The organism is Candidatus Nanoarchaeia archaeon (genome assembly GCA_035290625.1).
Classification (GTDB): domain Archaea; phylum Nanobdellota; class Nanobdellia; order Woesearchaeales; family DATDTY01; genus DATDTY01.
Genome location: DATDTY010000009.1, coordinates 1 through 19,899, shown reverse-complemented (window position 1 = coordinate 19,899; position 19,899 = coordinate 1). Strand labels below are relative to the sequence as shown.

Sequence of the window (19,899 nt, the reverse complement as noted above, 5' to 3'; positions counted from 1 at the left end):
GCAAGGGAAAGCACAAATCTATATATTTGAAAAGCGGAAAATTTTTGTAGTAGCTGGTTATACTTCTGATGGTAGCTCAGTTTCATAGGGTTCACCATACCCCTTTGAGACTGGCTACTTTATATTTCTAACCACACTCGGGGTTGCCCCCTTCGGGGAATGCCGCTGTTCTGCCTGGCTTGCGCATGGCGAACATGGCGCTGCCGAGCGAAGCGAGCAACTTTTCAATGCAACCTGCGAATCCCAACCTTTTTATACTTCCTTGTCCCTAAAGCTCCCATGAGCGCCACCCTCAGGGAGAATCTCTCAGACTACCCCATCATCCTTTCTGTGCTCTCAGCCAAATACTACACAGAATCCGTGGCATCCCTCCTCAAGGATCTGGAGGATGTAAAGATATGCTATGTCACTCTTAACAAGCCCATGGATGCGCTCCTTCGCGCGTTCTCCCATGAAGGCATCAACACCAAGAACATGTTTTTCATTGACGCAGTCACAAAGAAGGAAGCCCCAAATGCCATCATGGTCTCTTCTCCTTGCGCCCTCACCGAACTCAGCATCGCAATCTCTCAAGTCATGAAAAGCAATGCCTTTGACTTGCTGTTCTTTGACTCTTTATCAACCCTCAATGTCTATGCAGCCAACAACACAAAGGAGCGCTTTACATCATCAATCATCAGCAAGCTGAGGTCGGTGAATGGAAAGGGAGTGTTCACCTGCATTGACCAGGACTCCAACTCAGAGTTTATCGCCCAATCCTCCTTGTTCATGGATAAGGTTATGAGGTTTGATGATGTCGCAAAAGGCCTCAGCCAGCAGACAACCAGCCATGCCGCCATTGCAGCCCTTGGCGTCATTGGCATCCTGGCAGGCAGCATGTTCCTTGGCTCAACAGCCCCGACAGGATTTGCCATAGGAGGCTCGGGGCAGCCGGTATCGCCTTTTGCATCGCTTGCGCTTGTCAGCGTCTTTGTGGTTGCGTTGGCGTTTGCCTACAAGACCATACGGCCAGGCCAGTTCCTGGTTAAGGCAAGGCAGATTAAGGAAGAAAGAGTTTCTCCAAAGGCCAAGATGCGCCTCCAGAGGGAATTCAAAGGGAAGATACGCAGCTGGCTCAGCAACCTTAAGCAGATGGTTGTGTTCTGAGCGGTTACCTATTTCTTCACATTTCTGGCAGTGGGAAGGTGAAACCTAATCCAAAGGTTTAAATACATATGTGTATTGAGTGTGTATAATGCCTGAATCCCAAAGGATAAATATCACGCTTCCAAAGAAGCTGGTTCAGAAGTCAAGGGTTTTGATAGAAGAAGGGCTCTACTCTAATTTTTCCGAGTTGATCCGGGAAGGGATAAAGGACGAGATTGAATTAAGCAAACCCCAAATCGACAAAGTGAAGCTTCTGAATATATGGTTCCGGGAAGAGGAACATAAAGGCTTTGATACATCCCATCTTAGCAGGGAAGATATCATTGCACGTCTCAGAAAAACAAGGGATCAGATATGGAAACAGAGATATGAATCTCGATGAGAAAGATAGTGTTAGACAGCAATGAGTATGTTTTTCATTTTACCAATAGGTCTCAGTTCTTGCCTGAGCTTACGAGGACCCCGGACATAAAAATCTTCATTAATAGTCTTATCTTTAGGGAGGTGCTTCAGAATATTTCTAAGAGTTCGATAAACCCATTCATCAAAATGCTGCAGGATCCTGTATTCGTTGCAATTGGGGTCGTACCGGACACATTAATAAACAAATACAGCCTGCTCGGATTGAAGAAGGGCGATACGGTGATTGCGGCGCTTTGTGAGTTTGTGAATGCAGAATGCCTCATAACTGAGAATCGCCACTTTTTAAGGGAGGTCTCAATAGGGGCCTTCACAATCCTCTCCTCAAAAGATTTTATGAAGGGGGTGTCCTGAATATGCCAAATACACAACTTCGACATCCCGTTCCTTGTGACAAGGAGCTTCATCCACAACGTGGCAATCTCTCCTTTCACCATGAAGTTCATCATAGACTTAAGAGATAAAGTAAACGCCTACCGCCGCGGCCATTCGAGAGGAACGCTAAAAGATTTTGGCAAAGTCCTCGGATTTCCTGCAGATATGGATGGCTCTGAAGTAGCAGGGCTCTGCAAAAAAAGGACTGGGAAACCCTCAAGAGATACCTGGCTTCTGATCTGGAAATCACAGATGCAATGTATAAGAGATTGAAAGAGACGAATATCCTGTATATCAATAAGTGGTAGTCCTCTCATTTCTCACTCCATAAAATCATCTCTGCCCTCTTCGTAACATTCCCTGATGTAATTGACACAATCCCGCCTTTCAGCACAACAGGCTCTGCTGCCAAGGTATATTCCAAATCAAGCTGGGTCATGTTTGCCTCAATCCCGGAAGAGAGCAGCTTAAAGACTCCGTCGATCCCTAAAACCTCTCCGTACTTGACTTCAACATCGCCATCCAGCAATGTAGCAGCAAACTGTTTCCCATTTCCTTTATCATTGTTCTCTGTTGGATCAACGGTTCTCGATCGCGTACAGGTAAATCCCAGGCTGTCTTCCCAAGTAAGGGTTAGTGCCGGCTGCCCTGCATCATTATTTGCTGCCTGACAGCCCTCCTCATCAGCAATCGTCTGATTAGGGCATGCAGCATCATTACAGCTAAACGTCCCATTGATGAGGATATACGCAGTTACGCTTTCAATGTAATTCACAGGAGTAGGCATCGTGTACACTGAGATATTAGGCCCCTCAAAAGCGACAGTTGAGTTATACGGCCCAATCAGAAAAGTGGTATTCATTCCTGTCAGCGCAATCTCAGCATTCTGCTTCGCAGCATAGGCCCCTTGAACAAGCGTCTTATACGAATCAGCATACACGCCATAGCTTCTCGCAGGAGAAGCAAACAGTTGGTCAAACTTCACAGTAACTGTTGCGCCTCTTGACAGTCCCTCAAAGATGACCTCAAGCAGGTCATAATAACTATTGCTCACAATGTCATCATACATAAACGCAAATTTATCTCCGAATCCGGAATTCATCAGGCTCTGCGCCCCTTTATTCCTGTCTGCAATAGAGCCTGCAAGCAGAAATACTGATAAAAGCAGGAAAATAGTTGCGGCAGTGAACAAAACTCCTTTCTTGCCCGGCCTATGCCTCACGAGGAATTTCATGATCTAAACCCCATTCTCGCTTCAGCATAATAGCTGGTGAAGTCTGTGACAAATATCCTCCTTGCAACCACCGGATCTGAAACCGCGCAGTCTCCCTGGCTTGACAGGACGCCTGCAGTGGTGTTCCTATACAACGTAATGTTTCCGCAAATATGAACAGGCAGCGCATCCAGAAAATTATCCAGATCAGCGTTGCTGGAAGTTTCAATAGCATCTGCCAATGTGTGATCCTTCTCCAGAACTGTTAAGCTGTCCAATGCAACCTGGTAGAGATTCTGCCTGGCAGAGGAGGGAGAGCCTCCGCTGAGCAACACATACGTTGAGGTAATCAGGATCCCCCCTATCAAGACCGCAAGCAAAGCATCCAGGGTGAAGATAAATCCGTTCTTATCCAAGGAGGCTCACCTTCAGGATAACCTCTGCCCAGTCTCCATTCAACAATGCATACCTCCTGAGCTGCAATACCTCATCACCTGAAACATTGGCTCCAAGAGAATAGTTGAAGGTATATTCGCTTCCATTATAGGTGTTCAGGGTCACGCTGAAATTATATGCATCCAGGCCAAGGCTAGATTTTGTTTGATTGTAATTTGATTCATTCAGTGAGAAAATCTTCTTTTCATCGATGACCCAGGGACCGTCAAAGGTGAGGCTATATGAATTATTCTTTGAAATACCCAACGAGGTTAGATTTGAGGGATCAGAGCTCCAATTTGCAGGAACTCCGGGAGTCTCAATCAATGCTGACAAGGCGTAGATGGATGCAAGCTCAAGCTCTGTCCGTATCTCCCTTTGCTCCAGATTCTCAGTGGTATAATCTCCGATAACAAACGATGAGAGCAGTATCCCTATAAATACAAGAAACGCGATGACAAGATCCAGGGAAAACACCTGTGCTCTATTCAATCACGATCCCCCCGGTATTCCGAATCGTAAGTGTCGAATTCAACCCCTTAAGATTCCCGGATATGTTCTTTGTGAGAAGGGAGGTAGCATACTCCCTTGAGCCATATGCTATCACAATCCTCCGGGAAGAAGGATACACCATCATCGAATATGGTGTCCCGTCCTGCAGCGTTGCTCCTTGCTCAAGCGTCGCATTCGCTCCTTGCCCTGCCAAATGCACCTGGTTGATGAGGGAAGCGACCTGATCCGCTTTCTGCTTTGCGTACAGCCTTGTTGAATGCGCCTCAAAAGAGGTATCCCTCTTGTCAGCCGCAACAAAGATTCCTACAAGAACAATCAAAGCTATCCCTAAGGCAATCATAAAATCTGTTGAGACTTGCGCTTTCATGATACGTACGTCACATTGTAATAGAGTTCATCAATCAGGCACTGCTTGCTTCCCTGGTTGCTTCTCGCCTGATGCCTGAGATGCGATCCGTCAATGCCTGATCCGAAAAAGTCATTGCATCCCCATCCATACAGCGAAGTCACATTCTGGCAGAAGGTTGCAGAAGGCTCTGAGGTATAACACGTATTGTTGACGTCAGCCCATTGGGGCCCAACATCAGTAGCGTTCCAGACATCTGAGACCGTGTCAACAGCATACAATACCCCGATCTCAGAATCAAACCCAACAACATTTCCATTCGCTCCATTCATATCAGAGGTCATAAGCTCCCAAGTTGTTCCATTGTCTCCTGACTTGAAAGTATCCTGGCTTCCGTCGATGATGAAGAGGCTGTTGTTGCCATCAGCAATCGCATGGCCGCTATTGCTATCCCCTGCTCCGTTGAAATCATCATTGATTTTGCTCCATGTGGACCCAGAATCTGTAGAGCGATAGACATCCTGATCCCTTAAAATATACAGGAAATCATTGTCATCAGCGGTCATGTCTGCAGTTCCTGAATCTGTGTCAGCTCCGCTATAGTCAGAGTTCACCAGAGTCCATGTTGAGGCATTATTAGTAGAGGCATAGACATCAGCTTTGTTGTCAACAACAAACAATGCATTGCTTGAATTTGATGCCATGCCCATGATATCCCCTCCTGCTCCGTTCATATTCGCTGCTGCCTTTGTCCAGATTAGGCCATTATTCTTAGAGATCCAGATATCCTCGTCTCCTTCAGCAATGTAAAGATTGCCATTAGGGGAACCCGCAAGATAAAGCGGTGAATTGCTCTCGCCGCTGTAGTCATTCTCGATCTTTGTCCAGGACATGCCTTTATCGGCTGACTGCCATACCTCCTTGTCATCCTCAACAAGGTAAAGATTGCCGTTTGGATGGGCCGCTAAATCCACAACATTGTTTGCCTCAGCGCCGTTGTAATCATCCTTGACAAGCGTCCATTGCTCAAAATCCCTTGCAACCTGGATCGAGCAGTCTGTTGGCCCAGAAGCAGTGATATACCACTGGAAGCAGACCTCAACATCCAGTATCGAGTTGCAGTCATTGACAGAGGAGCTGGAATAGCTCAATTGCACTCCGCAGTATTGCAGATTGCCTGCATTATGATCCTCATACTGCCCGTCATCGCATCCGGCTGCATCAGAGAGGCATGCTCCAGGATACGTTCCATCGCAATTGTCAGGATACGTTCCATTCGTTGTTTCGCCCGCAGCAGCTGAACAGCTTTGGCCTGCAAGCTGCAGTGTTGTGGTTGTTGTTATCACGCAGCTGCTTGTGCCAAACGCAAGGCATCCTGCTTGGCAAGCAAGCGTTCCGCTGCTGTACCCCTGTGAAGCGCAGCTCTCTCCTGCAAGGTCTGTTCCGTCGCATACTTCTCCGGATTCCTGAAGGTTATTTCCGCATTCGCTGGTATCAGAAACGATGTTCTGGCTTATGACGACAGAGGAAGCCTTGGACTCCACATACAGGTAAGCATTGCCGGGAGTTACCGGAAACGCTCCTGAAAGGTTGAAGCCCAGGCTCCGGTAGACGTTCCTCTCCTTCCCTCCAACATACAGGTTCATCAGAATCAGGTTGTTGGTGATGTTGATGTAATTCACTTCCTCAGGGAAACTGACATACACCCGTGTCCTGCTTCCTTCTCCCTGCTGGTACACCATCTCAGCGGCATCTGCAAGGCTATCAACAGCATTCCTCGCTTTTCTCTGCTCCACCTGGCCTGAAACGTTTGTCTCAACGTCAAAAAACAGCCCCATAATGCCCAATAAGACAACCAAGCCCACAGCAAGAATGATCATCAGCTCCACTGCAGACTGCCCCCTCTTTTCTCGCATGGCTAAGCCCGAATCTCAGGAGTATAAAAAAGTGCTGTTTTATAAAGCGCACTTTCTGCTGTGCTTGGCGTGCTTCGATTGGAAAACCATTGCGTAACCTTTAAATAAACTCTATTTTTTTTCTGTCTTATGAAGGTCAGCTGCATCATTCCCGCCTATAACGAGGAATCCACCATTGTTAATGTCCTGAGGAATGCCAAGAAAGTGAGAACCATACATGAAATTATCGTTGTTGATGATGGTTCCACAGACAATACGTACAGGCTCGCAAAATCAGAAGGCGTTACCGTTGCCAGGCATGCACGCAACATGGGAAAAGGTGCTGCAATAAAAACAGGCATTTCGCATGCCAAAGGGGACATCCTGCTGTTCTTAGATGCGGATCTCTATTCGATATCTCCAAAGAACATTGCAGCCATTCTGCAGCCTCTGAAGAACGATGATGCCGATTTTGTTAAAACCTCTTTTACGAGGGCAAGGGGGAGGGTGACAGAGCTTGTGGTGAAGCCGCTTTTTAGGGTAGTTTTCCCATTTATGCATTTCAGCCAGCCATTGAGCGGCCAGTTCGCAATGAAGAGGGGTTTGGCAGACGAATTGCGTATCGACGATGCTTGGGGAGTTGATATTCAAATATTGCTTCAGCTGGTTAAGAAGGGAGTGAGAATAGCTGAGGTCGATATTGGGAACTTAATCCACAAAAAGCAGCCTCTGGAAAGCCTTACAGTGATGTCAGAGCAGGTCATAAAGACAATTCTGTCCGAATTAGGAATCATAGCAAACAAGCATAAGCTGGTAGTATTTGATTTTGACAACACCTTGGTGAGGGAAAGCAGCATTGAAGTGCTTGGCAAGGAGATGGGGTTTAGCGCCGAGCTCCAGCGATTGCGCAATCTCCATCGTAAGAAAAGGATAAAAGACCATGAGATCACCCTTGCACTTGCGCAGATCCTCAAAGGAAAAACAAGAATGGAGATTGAAGATGCATGCAGGAATATTCATCTGAGAAGGACTACGGCAAAGGTTATTGACTTGCTTAAGAGAAGGCAATACCGGGTGGGGATTATCTCTGTGGCGTTCTCTCCTGTTGTTGAATATTTTGCAGAGAAGATAGGTGTAGATGCCAGTAACGTCATCTGCCCGCGGCTTGTATTTGACAAGGACGGAATATGCACCGGAGAAGTAATAGCAAAAACGCGGTATCACTCAAAGTGCTGTGACAGGATTCTTTGCAAAGCGTATGCTGCTAAAGATCTCATGGAACGTTTGGACGTCAAGCCGGAAGAATGCGTCGCTGTTGGGGACGGGAAGACCGATGAGTGCCTCTTTCGCGCCTGCGGCCTGGCATTGGCGTACCGATCAGATGTCCCAACAGGAGATGTTAAGATTCTCAATCTGGCTGAAGTATTGCTTTATGCCGAGTAGGTCTGCTGACCCAAAATACCTTCAGTGAGCTCAAGACGATGGTAAACACGATCGCTGAGAATATGATCTTTGCCAGGAGCTCAGCATCCTGGAGATGATACTGGATTGCCAATTGCCCTAAGACTGCCGCAGCCAGTCCGCGCGCAAAAAGCGACTGCACTACTTTTGCATCATAGGGTGCAAGCTGCCTCGTCAGAATTGATGAGCTAGTTCTCAGGAACATCACAACAACCGCTATAATCGCGCCAATCATCAATGCCGTGCTATCCGAGAAATCCAGCAATACGCCAATATAGACGAAGAAGAAGGTCTTCAAAAAGAATGATATCTGGGAATAAAACAATTCCTCAGTTGGTGTAATCACCGAAGTCGCATGGCTGCCTTTGATCAGCGAAGTGAGTTTTTTTGAGTTGCGCAGGACCAGGCCGAAAAAGAGCGTTGCGATCGCACCGTTTCCATTCAAATATTCTGTCACAGTATAGAGAAGAAGCAAATACGCAATCGTAAGCATATAGGATTTGTTTTTCTTGAAAACCTTGCTAATGATGACAATCCAGAAGGTTCCAGCAATCACTCCGAAGAATCCAGCCACAGCAAACAGGCTTGCTAACGTGCTGGCAACAAATTCGAGGCTGAATGTATGCAAGGTTATGATCTGCATCACGGTAATGGCAAAAACAATGCAGAGCACGTCAGTGATCGCAGATTCCAGGGTGAGGATAGAGTAAGTCTCCTTCTTTATCTTAAGATTCTGTATTATTGGAATGACAAATGCCGAAGAGATCCCGCCCAAGATCACGCCAAGAAGCAGGCTATACAAGGCACCGAATCCAAAAAGCATCCCCACGCCCGTAATCGCAGCTGCAGAAACTCCAAAATTATATACAGCAATAAGCACGCCTCTGCCCAATCCCTTGGCAAAAGAGCGTAAGTCCATAGTAAATGCCCCGTCAAAGAGCAGGAACAACAGCGCAAATGTTGTAAAGGCGGGAGCCACAGGCTCCAGTGACTCCGGAAACACGAGCCCCAGGCTATAAGGGCCTAAGATGAGCCCAAAGACGATCAAGAACAGAACGTCAGGGATTCTAAGCCTTTTGAACAGAAACTCAGCAATGAACCCAAAGAAAATCACAACGCTTATCGCCAGAAAAATTGATAACACCTCTGCCATACTGCAAACATGGCATAGGGGGTATATATTATTTTCTGAATGCGTAGGCTGCGTTCAAAATCTTCCTTTCAAATGCCCCGAAGATCGCGTATCTCCGCAAATCAGATTTAGGAGCCGGTTTTACAGAAACCAATATATGCTTCAAAGGATACCAGAGATGTATGGTAAAAACCAAAAACCTTTTATACTAATACGTATTAGATGCGTACTATGGAAACCTTCAGGAAAACCGTATCCAAAGGCAGCAGGTTCAACCAGATTTATGTCCCGAAGCATATGGAGAACCTCATTGAAGTGGGGGATGAAGTGGAAGTGAGACTGGTGAGGAAGCAGAGCCAGTTGCATTACTCCCATGGTCTGAAGAAGTTGACGCCGTTCAAAGAAAATGTCGTTAAAAATGTATTTTCCTTGGTAAAGGAGGCGGATGTTTGTTTCATAGCCATAGTCGGATCTTTTTTGACCGAGAAAATTGATTATAATGATATCGATGTCGTCCTCATCACAAGCAAAACGGATCACCGGCTTGAAGATGAAGCATATGGCAAATTAATCGAAAACATCAATCTTAAATTCCATGTGCTTGCCATAGAAGAGAAGAAATTCTGGGATCTGCTAAAAGTATGCCCATTGACACGGTCTATGTTCAGCAGGTTTATATGCAATCACCCATTAGTGCTGCCCCCCGAAAAGGCGGTTGATGAGAGGCACTTACGATTCCTCCTCATGATGCCCTACGATATGCTCGAGATTGACCTCAGGGGCAGGGCATTTTTTGACAGTATAAGGCGATTGATAACGATTGAGCGTTTTCTGAGGAACCAAAGTTTAGAGGGGGCATCAATAAATAAAGAACTAAAAAGATTGGTAAAAGAGCACACCTACAATATGATGCGATCCAACGAAAGGCTTGAGAAGAGCGCACTTGAGTTTTTAAGAGGAATAATAAAGACAAAATTAGGGACTATTGAAGAGCTAATGAGAGACTGAAGAATATTAAAAATTAACGACCTCCATTATAATCCCAATCAACGAGGATCAATTCAAAAATCATCAAAATGGGGAAAAAGAGCGATATTCAGGAATTGGTAAATTTGATGGCAAAGGCTTTGAGGCACCATATAGGCTCCCAAGTAAATAAAAATGAGTTCTATGCTGCAAAATACGCTAAAGATGCTGAAATCATAATGAAGGAAGCTGAAACTGTCGGGATGAGGCAGAATTGGAATAGAGAGGATAAGGAAAAAATAAGAAAGAGGCTGAAAACAAAACTCCGCAAGGAATTGGAGGAAAAAGAGTTCTTGGATGACCGGAAGTTTGAGATCATGGATGAGGAGATTGCGAAAGCCCTGAAAAGTTTCAGTCTGGGGTACTAGTTCTCTATGTTTCAGGTTGCATTGAAAAGTCATGCAGCGCCCTCTCGTGAGCCATCTTAAAATAAGACAGCAGAACGACAAGGGAGTTGCCACCTTCGGGGAATGCCGCGGTTCTGCCTGACTTGCGCATGGCGAAATGCTCCGAAGGAGCGACCAAAAATGCGAAGCATTTTTGAGTACTGGCGTTGCCGAGCGAAGCGAGCAACTTTTCAATGCAACCATGTTTCAGAAACCAATATATACCTCAAAGGATACTGCCTTCGCATGGCCAAGGAATCGGGCCTGGACGCCCTGAAGAAGCTTCCTGCTGACCGCCGCATCGAGGAGCTGAAGAAGCTCATTGAGAAGGAAACCCAGGAGCTTGCGAAGGCAAAGAAGGTATTGAGCGCTTCAGAGAGGGAGATCCAGGACAGCATCCAGCAGCAGAGGTCCAGCCGCGAGGAGGAGCGAAGCATTTCCTCGCTTGTGAGGGAAGAGGCCGCTGCCCCGCTTGAGGAGACGGTTGCCCAGCAGAGCATCTCAGACCAGGCCATTGCTGAGGAGCGAAGGCTGCTTGACAAAGACTATGTCCATGGCATGAGGACAGAGCGCCTCTATGCTGCAGCATCACACCTCCAGGAGCATGTCAGCCAGAAGGGCTACATCAGCGAAGATGAGCGCAGAGAGGCCTATACGCTCAATAAGGAGTTTGAAGAAAGGCGGGAAGCGATGGCGCAGGGAACCTATGCGACCGGCGAAAACATTTCTGAGCTCCTCAATATTGGCGAGAGCATTGCAAAATCCTTATATAGGTCTACAGATAGGGCTACAGGAACAGGCTACACGAGGCATGGATGATATTTAACACAGGCTATTACCACTCCATGGACAGGCAGAATCCCGAGGGCAGCCTCAGCTCCCTTGGATTAGGAATCAAGGATATAGGGATGAGCGTTCCTTTGGGCATTGCAGCAGGAGATGTCCAGGGAGTTAATGCAAAGATACGCCAGGGAACTGGCAACATCGAGATCCAGTTTGCAGGAGCAGGAGGCGGCCAGCGGAATGCCCAGACTCCTGAAATGTGGGGCAGGGAAGCAAGGCAGGCCCTGGAGGAGATGGGCAGGGCAAACGAGGTAAACTTCAATGTGCATGCAACCTTCAGGATTGGGGGTATGGCAGGCCAGGACCAGCACGGAAACTTCAACGACAGCCACAGGAAGTTCTCAGTTGATGAGGTGAAGCGCGCAATCCATTTTGCAGCAGACACAGCCAGGGGAGGCTCTGTGGTGATCCACACAGGAGAGTTCCAGCGCCCGATTTCAGAAGAGCCCTGGGCTGAAGGGGGAAAGCTCTTCAGGTCATTCCATGAGGAGCCTGAAAAAGCTGTCAAGGCTCTTGTGGACACAAGAACAGGCCAGGTGCTCCAGCAGATCAGGAAGAACCAGATTGTTGCGCGAGCAGCGTGGGAAAGGGCACCAGACGACTATGAGTACGTTTCTCAGAAGGATTATGATCCATTGGGAATAAGGAAAGGAGAGACTATCTTTGTAAAAAAAGATGAATACGTTGATTACGAAGGGAACAAAGTCATATTTAAGGACCGTGTTCCAAAATACAACAAGGCAGAGAATCGGTTTGAGATTATCTGGCAGTCTTGGGATGATATGGTCAAGGAGGCAGAGGAGAGAAATAAGCAAAAGGAGAAAGAGCTTGGAAGGCAGTTGTTGCCTGATGAGCGGCTTACTCCAGAGGAAACCTTTCTGATTGCAACCACAGAGACTCAGGAGAGAATCGCCAAGGGCTGGGCTGGAGCGTACGCGCAGGACCTTGACAAAGAGTTTGAAAGTCTTGAAAAACTAAAAAAAGCCAGGGACTTCCAGGCAAAGGTGGAAGCAGGGATATCTGAAGAGGAGAAATGGAAGCTGCTTAAGCGTATAGAATCAGACTCGCATGGGTTTTTGCCTCCTGAATACAAGATGCCTTTGGAAATCCTTGATGAGCAGATCCAACGACTGAGACAGAGAATTGAAGATCACAGGGAGATGGTCACAGGCCAACAGCAGAATGCAGAGGAGCAGCGCATCATCCGGGAGCATGCTGTCAGCGCAGAGAAATATGCATTGAAGCGAAGCTATCTCTCCTATGCAGAGGCAGGCATCTACGCCATGGAGGAGACAAAGGTTAAAAGACTGCCCCGGCCGATTGTTGTAACCATGGAGCACATCTTTCCTGAAAGCTATGGCGGCCATCCGCAGGAGCTGAAAACCCTTATCCTTGGATCAAGGCAGGCAATGGCTGATCTCCTTCAGCAAAAGGGATATTCAGAGGAACAGGCGAGAAAAGCAGCCGAAACCCACATCAAAGGCACGATTGACACAGGCCATATCAACATGTGGAGAAAATACTACCAGGGAGATGACAAGAGCTTCCACCATTGGATTGTTGACCAGATGGAGGATCTCGCCCAGCACAGGCTTATCGGCAATGTGCACCTCAGCGACAACTTTGGCTACCAGGACGACCACCTTGCTCCAGGCCAGGGATCTTCCCCAATCAAGGAGATCATGGCAGTCCTGAAGAAGCACGGCTACAAAGGAGCTGTGACAGTCGAGCCAGGAGCTGACGCTTCTGTCGACCAGGGAGATTTCCATGGCCTGCTCAAGACCTGGAGGTACTTTGGAAGCAATGTCTATGGCGTAGGAGGAGTTCCGAGAAGCGCCTCAGGCCCGAACAACTGGGCTCATATCGAGCATGGCTACTTCGGAAGAACCTATCCTCCGTATTTCATCTTAGGCGCATATGCCCCTTCCAATGACTGGAGGCTGTGGAGTGAGGTTCAGCTGGAATAGGTAATCAACAAATAGGTAATCAACAATGACTGCTGAAAAACCAGCCTATGCTCAAAATTCCGGCTATGGGAATACCTCCCATCTGGTCACCAGGAAACAGATTCTTTCAATAACAGGCATTGATGACCCTGACCTGACAACATTGCTGAAGGCTGTAAAGCCGGTTCAGGGAAATGGGCACTATGAGTTGGGCAGCCTCATTGCGCATTTTAATAAAAATGGATATACAGACTATTCTGAACTCCTGCAGCAGCTTTGGCACCCGTGGCGCTCTACTACGTATCATGAAAAAGAATCCGCCAAACTTCCCCAAGATCCAATGCCAGCTTCTCCTGCTGATATTCTATCTCTGCCTCAAACTCCGGATGATGCCAATGACAGCCCAAGTCTGCCTGGTCTTGATTACTTCATTCTCCCTCAATCAAACCATGCCCCAAGGAAGAAAAGAAATGGCGAATCACAGCCAGCGCTTGCGAAGTATCTGGCAGAGATGGGAGAGACTGCAATGCTGAGCCCGGAACAGCACTATGGCCTTTTCCAGGCAAAATGTGACGCGGTTGCAAATCTCTATAACGATTGCCTGAACATCGAAGTATTCCGCGATGATCTCCGCGCGCTTTTGAATAGGCTTGAGGGGAACAAAAGCGTCGCAAAAAGTTATGAGGGGCAGCACCGCAGCCTCAGCGAGAGCATCGCTAAGCTCAAAGGAGCAAGGAGAAGGAACCGCCTCACCGGCGAAATGCTGAGAGAAGAATTAGGATATCTCCGGCTGAAGCCACTGGTTGAAAACACACTGGAGTATCTCGGAGATGGCCCGGAAGATCTTGAGACAAAGGCGCTGCTTGAAAAGCACTGCTCAGAGATCAACACGCTGCGCAAGCAGGCTGCCAGTGCCAATCTCCGACTTGTTGTTTCAGTTGCAAAAAAATACCGGCAGACCTCTATTCCCTTGGAGGACCGCATTCAAGAGGGAAACGATGGGCTCATGGAGGCAATTGACAGGTTTGACCATCAAAGAGGGATCAAGTTCGGAACCTATGCTGTCTGGTGGATACGGCAGAAGATCAGCAGGGCAATTGCAAATAATGAGGGCATGGTGAGAATCCCCATTGATATGAGATTCTGGTACGGAGAACACCAAAAGGTGTATAAAACGCTCGGTCATGCCTTGAAAAGGCCTCCAACGACCCAGGAAGTTGCTGACCAAATGGGGCTGGACACAAAAACGCTTGAGAAGAGATTACAGTCATTCCGATCAGAACTCTCACTAGACCAGCCTGTTGGCAACGATTCCGACGATTCCTCTGTTGGCCAATTTATCAAGGATACAACGCTGCCAAACCCGCTGGAAGCCTTGAAAGCTCTGAAAGCTCCCCACAGCCGGGAAACCGTGAATGCTGCTCTTTCCACCCTTACAGAACGTGAGGAAACAGTCCTTCGATTGAGGTATGGGATAGGAACTCGTGGCAAGCAAGACCCGGATCCCATGACTCTGGGCGACATCGGCGCAAGATTTGGCATAACCCGCGAGCGCGTTCGCCAGCTTGAGGAGAAAGCCATCCGCAGGCTTCGTAACCCGCTCCGCAGCAGAAAGCTAAAAAATCTCTTGGACTAGCCATGGACATCCAGCGAGACCTGAAGTTCAAATCCATTGAAAAAGCCTACAACGATCGGTTTCTCCAGCTTGTGAAGTCAGGAAAATACCCCTGGAAATCCACAGAAAAGGGATTCTGGGGCTGCAGCATCCTGGCTGAGGTCTACGAACTCTTCGAGAAGATCGGGCTTGATTCGTATGCATCTTTTGTTGATTTGGGAAGCGGAGATGGAAGGGTGGTGTTGGTTGCTTCCTTATTCACCAAGGCATGGGGCATTGAGATTGATGATGAGCTGATTGAGGTCTCGAATGCCTTGAAAGAGAAGGTACGCTGCCCAAATGCCGAGTTCAAGAAGACGGACTTCTTTGATGTGGATCTCAGCGCCTATGCAGTGCTCTTCCTCTTTCCTGATAAGCCTTTGGCAGCCCTGGAGGACAAGATCAGAGGTGCAAAAAACAAGCTCATTCTCTACGGCCCTCACTTCCATCCGCTGAAGATGAGGCTGAAGAGGCTTGTCTACCTTGATACGAATAATGCCTCGGTGTATGAAGCTTGACTTGGACTCTCCCCTAGGCCTGAAGATTGCAATCACAGAGAAGCCCAGGCACACATTAAGGCCGAGATAATTATTAAAATGTAACACTTTGGAAGTAACAAAAATTGAAAAGCTTATAAATGGTCATAAATTAGCAGAAGTTAATGACCAATCTAGAATCAAGGACTCATCTAGACTATATGCCTGTGATATCTATACATAACGAAAGGCGCATATTTTTTCGAGTAGCTGAAGAACGAACCACATCTTTCTCAAGCAACAAAGAACGTGGAGCGTTCAATAGAAATGCAATGTTCCAGGCTTTGCCGGAAACCGTCATGGATAAGGCGACCTTGCAGTTAATTCAGGTTGAAGATTTGCATAATGCAATAGACCATACACAAACAGCAGTTGGGTCTGCTGTGCTATTCAGATCGCTTATGCAACCTCAGGTTTCGCTTGATTATATTTTAGCTAAACAGGACAGTGTTAGAGAATTGGAAGCTGATGGTATGTTAAAGAGGGCAGTTGATGATTACTTATTTGAGGTTCAGCAAGGAGAGGCTGCCCTGCTAAAACTCCTAAATCATGAACTCTGGTCCCATCACTGGTATGGAGATTTTAAAGCTGCCAGAAAAACTGTACGAAACATCTTAAAGGCAGCAAAAGGCATCCCAACTCCTGAAACAGAGTATGCCCGTGCATTAGTTAGCCCAATCAGGGCATTTGAAAGCTCACCAATATATCAAATGATGCGAGGTCCACTTTATAGAACATTTACTGGTCCACAGCCAAAAGAAGCACTGGGATTTTTTACTCCAGCATGGATTCTTCGCCCAACACATCTTAGCGCTGGAGTTGTGGGCTTAATGCTTCCTTTTTTTGCCATGACTGCAGGAATTGGGTCTGGATTAATTGAAAGGGGCCCCCATCTCTCAATAGAAGCACTAAATCTTGTTTTTGGAACATTAATGGCATCAATGGGATACGGCTCCTTGATGAAAGAAGATATTGAGTATAACACAGCAATAGCTCCCCTCATTAAGAGAATGTATGCTGATAAGGGGTTTAATGTCGTAGTTGATGCTGTTGGAAAATTAGATGAACTAAGATCTTTCATAGAATATGCAAGAGCGCTTCCTCATGCTACAACGCTGCCATCCATTACAGATGGTGATGCGCACTACTTCATAGCCCAAAACCTACGAAATCCAGTTTTGGGTAAGGGTAACTATCAATTTGTGCCTAATGATGTCCAATTAAATGGTTCAAGATTGACTTTTATTACAGGCCCAAATAGTGGCGGCAAAACAACCTACTGCAAAAGTATACTGCAGAATCAGCTATTGGGACAAATTGGAGGTTATGTTCTTGCTTCAAAAGCAAGTATGAATGTTGCAGATAGAATAGCATATCAGGCTCCGCAATTCGATGCTCTCCAGGATGCGGAAGGAAGATTTGGAACCGAATTAGCAAGGACGAGGGATATCTTTTATGAAACATGTCCCCAAAGTCTGGTAGTCTTAGATGAATTGGCTGAAGGAACAACCATAGAAGAAAAAATTAAGCAGTCACACCTTATTTTAAATGGATTCCACGCAATTGGAAATAACACCATACTAGTGACTCATAACCATCAATTGGTTGATAGTTTCAGGGAGCTGGGCAAAGGCCAATATTTGCAAGCTGAATTTAACGAAACAACCCCGACATACAGGATGGTTCAAGGGACTTCAAGGGAAAGCCATGCAGAACGAGTTGCTGAAAAAATAGGCTTTTCCGAACAAGATATTCAACAGCATTTAATGGAAAAGGGATACCTTAAGCCGTAGTAAGAGTTCTCCAATCTACTGCCTGGCCTGCCAGAAATCGCATACTGCCCGGGCCATCAAACGAGGAGAGAATGAGGGGAGAGTAAATACCCCTCTTCAATAGTCACAAAGCTTAATAAATGCTCTTGAGGTAGGGCTTGGGAGGGGAATGGAATGGAATTCAGAATAGAAAAAGTACTCAATCCAAATATCACAAAGTACAAGAAGAGCGACCTTGATACTGCATACCACTTTGCAACAGAGGTGTCAAAGGAGTTCGGTCATTTTCTCAAGGCAGTGGTCATCTTCGGCAGCGCTGCCCGGGAGAAGGAGCACTCAACACGGGGAGACATCGACATCCTCCTGGTCGTTGATGATGTTTCTGTAAAGCTCACCGCTGAGATGGTGGAGGCTTACAGGGTGATCAGCGAGAAGCTTGTCCTGAAGGTCTCCAAGCGGCTGCATGTTACCACACTCAAATTCTCTTCCTTCTGGGAGTACATCCGCGCAGGAGACCCGATTGCCATCAACATTCTCAGAGATGGGATTGCTCTGGTCGATGCAGGGTTCTTCGAGCCGCTGCAGAAGCTCCTGACAGACGGCAGGATCAGGCCGACCCAGGAGAGCATCTGGACCTATTTCTCGCGTGCTCCGGCAACCATACAGAACAGCAGGTGGCATATGCTCCAGGCAACCCTGGATCTCTATTGGGCAGTCATTGACTCAAGCCATGCTGCCTTGATGAGCCTGGGCGAGATTCCTCCTTCTCCTGGCCATGTTGCAGACATGCTTGAAGAAAGGATGGTGAAGAAGAAGCTCCTTCCCTATGCCTATGCAAAGACTATGAGAAAATTCTATGAGCTGTCGAGGGGAATTCTGCACCGCGAGATCAAGGAGATCTCAGGCCAGGAATATGAGGGTTATTTTAGGGAAGCAGACGAATATGTGAAAGGGATGAGAAAGTTCATCGAAAGGCGTGGCAATCCCTAAGCCCCTAGTAACTAAAACTATATTAAATGGCTTGGCTTTCTTGCTTGCATGCGCTTTGATTCAGAAAAGCAGAAAGCACTAAATACCGATCGCAGCAAAAAAGGCTCAATTGACGAGAAAATAATTCCCCTCCTTGAAAAAATAAACGCGAAGCCAGACCATTACACCACCAGCTCATGCTCAGGCCGCATCCTGGTGATGAAATACGGGAAAAAGAAGAACCAGGCCAAGTGGCTTTTTTCCTCCCATGAGCCGATACAGAAGCTTCCAAGATTCAAAGAGAAAGGGATCCTTTGGCTCAAGGTTGATCCGATGATTGTTCATGTCTGCTGTAGGGGCATTGAATCTGCAAATCGATTACTGAGGGCAGGCCGAACAATCTTCAGGCGAGCAGGAGTGATCAGCATCGCCAGGAAAACAACAGTCGAGATCCAGGGCTCAGAAAAGATGGAGATGCCCATAATGCACAAAGGAAAACTGCTCTACTCAGAGCAGACCATATCTCTTATCCTCCATCAGGCAAATCTCCGCCTGAAGAGGGCGCACAGGCAAATAAGAGCATTTGAGAAGATTGTAGAGTCCTTATGATGAATCCGGCGTTTTGAGAATGCCTTTACCGAACTCACAGCCTCTCCCACACTACCTTCCTGCCCTTCTCCACCTTTTTGATGCGGTGCATTGGAATTGCAACAACCTCCTCGCCGCTCTTTATCTTCAGGAAGCCATCTTCCCGGTCAAGGATATCTGAGAATGAAAAACGTGCCAATGCATGCGACATCCTGTCCTCATAATAGAAATGATAGGAAGATGCCTCTTCATGCGGGTCCCACTTAATCTTGTCGAAGAGCGCCTTGATATGCATCATTGTGAGATGATGAACTCTGCGATCTCTTTTATCATCTTCCTGAAATGCTCCGGTCTTGTGAAGCGGTGATCAGCCCCCTCGATAATGCTCAGGCGTCCGTTCTTTAACAATCTTGCGGTTTTTTTGCTCTGCTCCAGAGGAACCGCCTCATCCTTGGTTCCATGCACAATTAGGACAGGAATCTTTATCTTTCCTGCTCTAGGATATGCAATGTTCCTCTTGCTGTCTTCAAAAAATGCATAGTTAAGCTTATGCGGCTTTGTTGCGGTTGTTCCGAAATAGTACGTCCAGCCCTGGTTTTTCCACTCCTTCAGGTTAATTGCCCTGTTCTCGCTTCTCAGCAATTCCTCAAAATCAGAGACCGGAGCTTTCAAAGCCATTGCATACAGATCCTTTGATTTCGAGGCAGCCATCAGGCTTGCAACTCCTCCAAAGCTTGACCCAAGGAGAGCGATCTTGGTATATCCCAATGCCTTAACATACACGATGGCCCTCAAGATATCATCAACTGCCTCAGAGATGGTGATCTCCTCAAATTTCCCATCGCTGTCTCCATGGCCGAAGAAGTCAAAGCGGAATACCGAGATATTGGCTTTGTTGAATATCGGCTCGAGAGTCTGATACGACTTGGAATCCTTATTGGACCTGAACCCATGAGCCATCACAACAATCTTCTTTTCCCTGCTGTCAGCTGCATCTGAAAGGATTCCAACAAGCTTGTCTCCCTTGCTGTTTGTAAAGACGACATCCTCCTCCATTCTGTGTGGTACGCTTGGCGTACTTTAAAAGGTTTGCCGTCATTGGGGCTCTGTCCTGAATCTCTCTCGGGTTGCCGCGAGCTCGGCTCTTGCTGTTTTCAGCTAAGAGCGGCACCTCGCCCGTAAGGGACACCCCCCTCCGCTGCTGATGTCTCGCTTGATTGAGTCTCGCGAAATTGGCGGCAAC

22 protein-coding genes are annotated in these 19,899 nt (G+C 47.1%); 14 read left to right on the top strand and 8 right to left on the bottom strand.

The features are described 5' to 3' along the window. The first annotated feature begins 279 nt into the window (after nucleotides 1-279). From VJB08_00605 to VJB08_00590, 4 genes are all read left to right on the top strand, one after another. A complete protein-coding gene (locus tag VJB08_00605; GenBank protein ID HLD42472.1) occupies nucleotides 280-1,146 on the top strand; it encodes a hypothetical protein in 867 nt (288 codons plus the stop codon). A gap of 88 nt (nucleotides 1,147-1,234) precedes the next feature. After that, complete coding sequence (locus VJB08_00600) at nucleotides 1,235-1,528, top strand: hypothetical protein (GenBank protein HLD42471.1); 294 nt, start codon at nucleotides 1,235-1,237, stop codon at nucleotides 1,526-1,528. Further along, entirely contained in the window at nucleotides 1,525-1,920 is a 396-nt protein-coding gene (locus tag VJB08_00595; protein HLD42470.1) for a hypothetical protein, read from the top strand. The genes VJB08_00600 and VJB08_00595 overlap by 4 nt, the downstream gene beginning before the upstream one ends. A 36-nt stretch (nucleotides 1,921-1,956) precedes the next feature. Beyond that, nucleotides 1,957-2,214 (top strand): hypothetical protein, encoded by a 258-nt coding sequence (locus VJB08_00590; GenBank protein ID HLD42469.1) that lies wholly within the window; start codon nucleotides 1,957-1,959, stop codon nucleotides 2,212-2,214. Nucleotides 2,215-2,254: 40 nt separating this feature from the next. On the opposite strand, the gene VJB08_00585 is transcribed toward VJB08_00590, so the two are convergent. The 5 genes from VJB08_00585 to VJB08_00565 are packed head-to-tail and all read right to left on the bottom strand — an operon-like array spanning nucleotide 2,255 to nucleotide 6,364. Next, entirely contained in the window at nucleotides 2,255-3,175 is a 921-nt protein-coding gene (locus tag VJB08_00585; protein HLD42468.1) for a hypothetical protein, read from the bottom strand. Beyond that, a complete protein-coding gene (locus VJB08_00580) occupies nucleotides 3,172-3,570 on the bottom strand; it encodes a hypothetical protein (protein HLD42467.1) in 399 nt (132 codons plus the stop codon). Before VJB08_00580 ends, VJB08_00585 begins: the two co-directional genes overlap by 4 nt. Then, nucleotides 3,563-4,081 (bottom strand): hypothetical protein, encoded by a 519-nt coding sequence (locus VJB08_00575; GenBank protein ID HLD42466.1) that lies wholly within the window; start codon nucleotides 4,079-4,081, stop codon nucleotides 3,563-3,565. The genes VJB08_00580 and VJB08_00575 overlap by 8 nt, the downstream gene beginning before the upstream one ends. Next, nucleotides 4,074-4,469, bottom strand: a complete 396-nt coding sequence (locus tag VJB08_00570; GenBank protein ID HLD42465.1) for a hypothetical protein — start codon at nucleotides 4,467-4,469, stop codon at nucleotides 4,074-4,076. The genes VJB08_00575 and VJB08_00570 overlap by 8 nt, the downstream gene beginning before the upstream one ends. Next, nucleotides 4,466-6,364: a hypothetical protein gene (locus VJB08_00565; GenBank protein HLD42464.1), complete on the bottom strand. Its 1,899-nt coding sequence runs from the start codon at nucleotides 6,362-6,364 to the stop codon at nucleotides 4,466-4,468. The genes VJB08_00570 and VJB08_00565 overlap by 4 nt, the downstream gene beginning before the upstream one ends. Before the next feature lie 129 nt (nucleotides 6,365-6,493). On the opposite strand from VJB08_00565, the gene VJB08_00560 reads away from it, so the two are divergent. Next, a complete protein-coding gene (locus VJB08_00560) occupies nucleotides 6,494-7,786 on the top strand; it encodes an HAD-IB family phosphatase (GenBank protein ID HLD42463.1) in 1,293 nt (430 codons plus the stop codon). On the opposite strand, the gene VJB08_00555 is transcribed toward VJB08_00560, so the two are convergent. Continuing rightward, nucleotides 7,752-8,957 carry a cation:proton antiporter gene (locus VJB08_00555; GenBank protein HLD42462.1) on the bottom strand — a complete coding sequence of 402 codons (1,206 nt, stop codon included), beginning with the start codon at nucleotides 8,955-8,957 and terminating at the stop codon, nucleotides 7,752-7,754. The two genes, VJB08_00560 and VJB08_00555, sit on opposite strands and share 35 nt — an antisense overlap. 210 nt (nucleotides 8,958-9,167) lie before the next feature. On the opposite strand from VJB08_00555, the gene VJB08_00550 reads away from it, so the two are divergent. The 9 genes from VJB08_00550 to VJB08_00510 all read left to right on the top strand — a co-directional run bounded on the left by VJB08_00550 (nucleotide 9,168) and on the right by VJB08_00510 (nucleotide 18,677). Continuing rightward, nucleotides 9,168-9,944: a hypothetical protein gene (locus VJB08_00550; protein ID HLD42461.1), complete on the top strand. Its 777-nt coding sequence runs from the start codon at nucleotides 9,168-9,170 to the stop codon at nucleotides 9,942-9,944. Between the two features lie 68 nt (nucleotides 9,945-10,012). Next, the gene (locus VJB08_00545) at nucleotides 10,013-10,330 is read left to right on the top strand and encodes a hypothetical protein (GenBank protein HLD42460.1); all 318 of its coding nucleotides are present in this window, start codon (nucleotides 10,013-10,015) and stop codon (nucleotides 10,328-10,330) included. Nucleotides 10,331-10,594: 264 nt separating this feature from the next. Beyond that, a complete protein-coding gene (locus tag VJB08_00540) occupies nucleotides 10,595-11,167 on the top strand; it encodes a hypothetical protein (protein ID HLD42459.1) in 573 nt (190 codons plus the stop codon). Continuing rightward, nucleotides 11,164-13,158 (top strand): TIM barrel protein, encoded by a 1,995-nt coding sequence (locus VJB08_00535; GenBank protein ID HLD42458.1) that lies wholly within the window; start codon nucleotides 11,164-11,166, stop codon nucleotides 13,156-13,158. Before VJB08_00540 ends, VJB08_00535 begins: the two co-directional genes overlap by 4 nt. Before the next feature lie 25 nt (nucleotides 13,159-13,183). Further along, on the top strand, nucleotides 13,184-14,773 hold the full coding sequence (locus VJB08_00530) for an RNA polymerase sigma factor RpoD/SigA (protein HLD42457.1): 1,590 nt from the start codon (nucleotides 13,184-13,186) through the stop codon (nucleotides 14,771-14,773). Between the two features lie 2 nt (nucleotides 14,774-14,775). Continuing rightward, a complete protein-coding gene (locus VJB08_00525; protein HLD42456.1) occupies nucleotides 14,776-15,309 on the top strand; it encodes a hypothetical protein in 534 nt (177 codons plus the stop codon). 143 nt (nucleotides 15,310-15,452) lie between these two features. Further along, the gene (locus VJB08_00520; protein HLD42455.1) at nucleotides 15,453-17,120 is read left to right on the top strand and encodes a DNA mismatch repair protein MutS; all 1,668 of its coding nucleotides are present in this window, start codon (nucleotides 15,453-15,455) and stop codon (nucleotides 17,118-17,120) included. 153 nt (nucleotides 17,121-17,273) lie between these two features. Continuing rightward, nucleotides 17,274-18,089 (top strand): nucleotidyltransferase domain-containing protein, encoded by an 816-nt coding sequence (locus VJB08_00515; protein ID HLD42454.1) that lies wholly within the window; start codon nucleotides 17,274-17,276, stop codon nucleotides 18,087-18,089. A gap of 48 nt (nucleotides 18,090-18,137) precedes the next feature. Continuing rightward, complete coding sequence (locus tag VJB08_00510) at nucleotides 18,138-18,677, top strand: tRNA wybutosine-synthesizing 3 family protein (GenBank protein ID HLD42453.1); 540 nt, start codon at nucleotides 18,138-18,140, stop codon at nucleotides 18,675-18,677. A gap of 34 nt (nucleotides 18,678-18,711) precedes the next feature. Here the strand turns inward: VJB08_00510 and VJB08_00505 are convergent, their stop codons facing one another. Both VJB08_00505 and VJB08_00500 read right to left on the bottom strand, forming a co-directional pair. Further along, nucleotides 18,712-18,954, bottom strand: a complete 243-nt coding sequence (locus VJB08_00505) for a DUF504 domain-containing protein (protein ID HLD42452.1) — start codon at nucleotides 18,952-18,954, stop codon at nucleotides 18,712-18,714. Then, on the bottom strand, nucleotides 18,951-19,712 hold the full coding sequence (locus VJB08_00500) for an alpha/beta fold hydrolase (protein ID HLD42451.1): 762 nt from the start codon (nucleotides 19,710-19,712) through the stop codon (nucleotides 18,951-18,953). The genes VJB08_00505 and VJB08_00500 overlap by 4 nt, the downstream gene beginning before the upstream one ends. Between the last annotated feature and the right edge of the window lie 187 nt (nucleotides 19,713-19,899).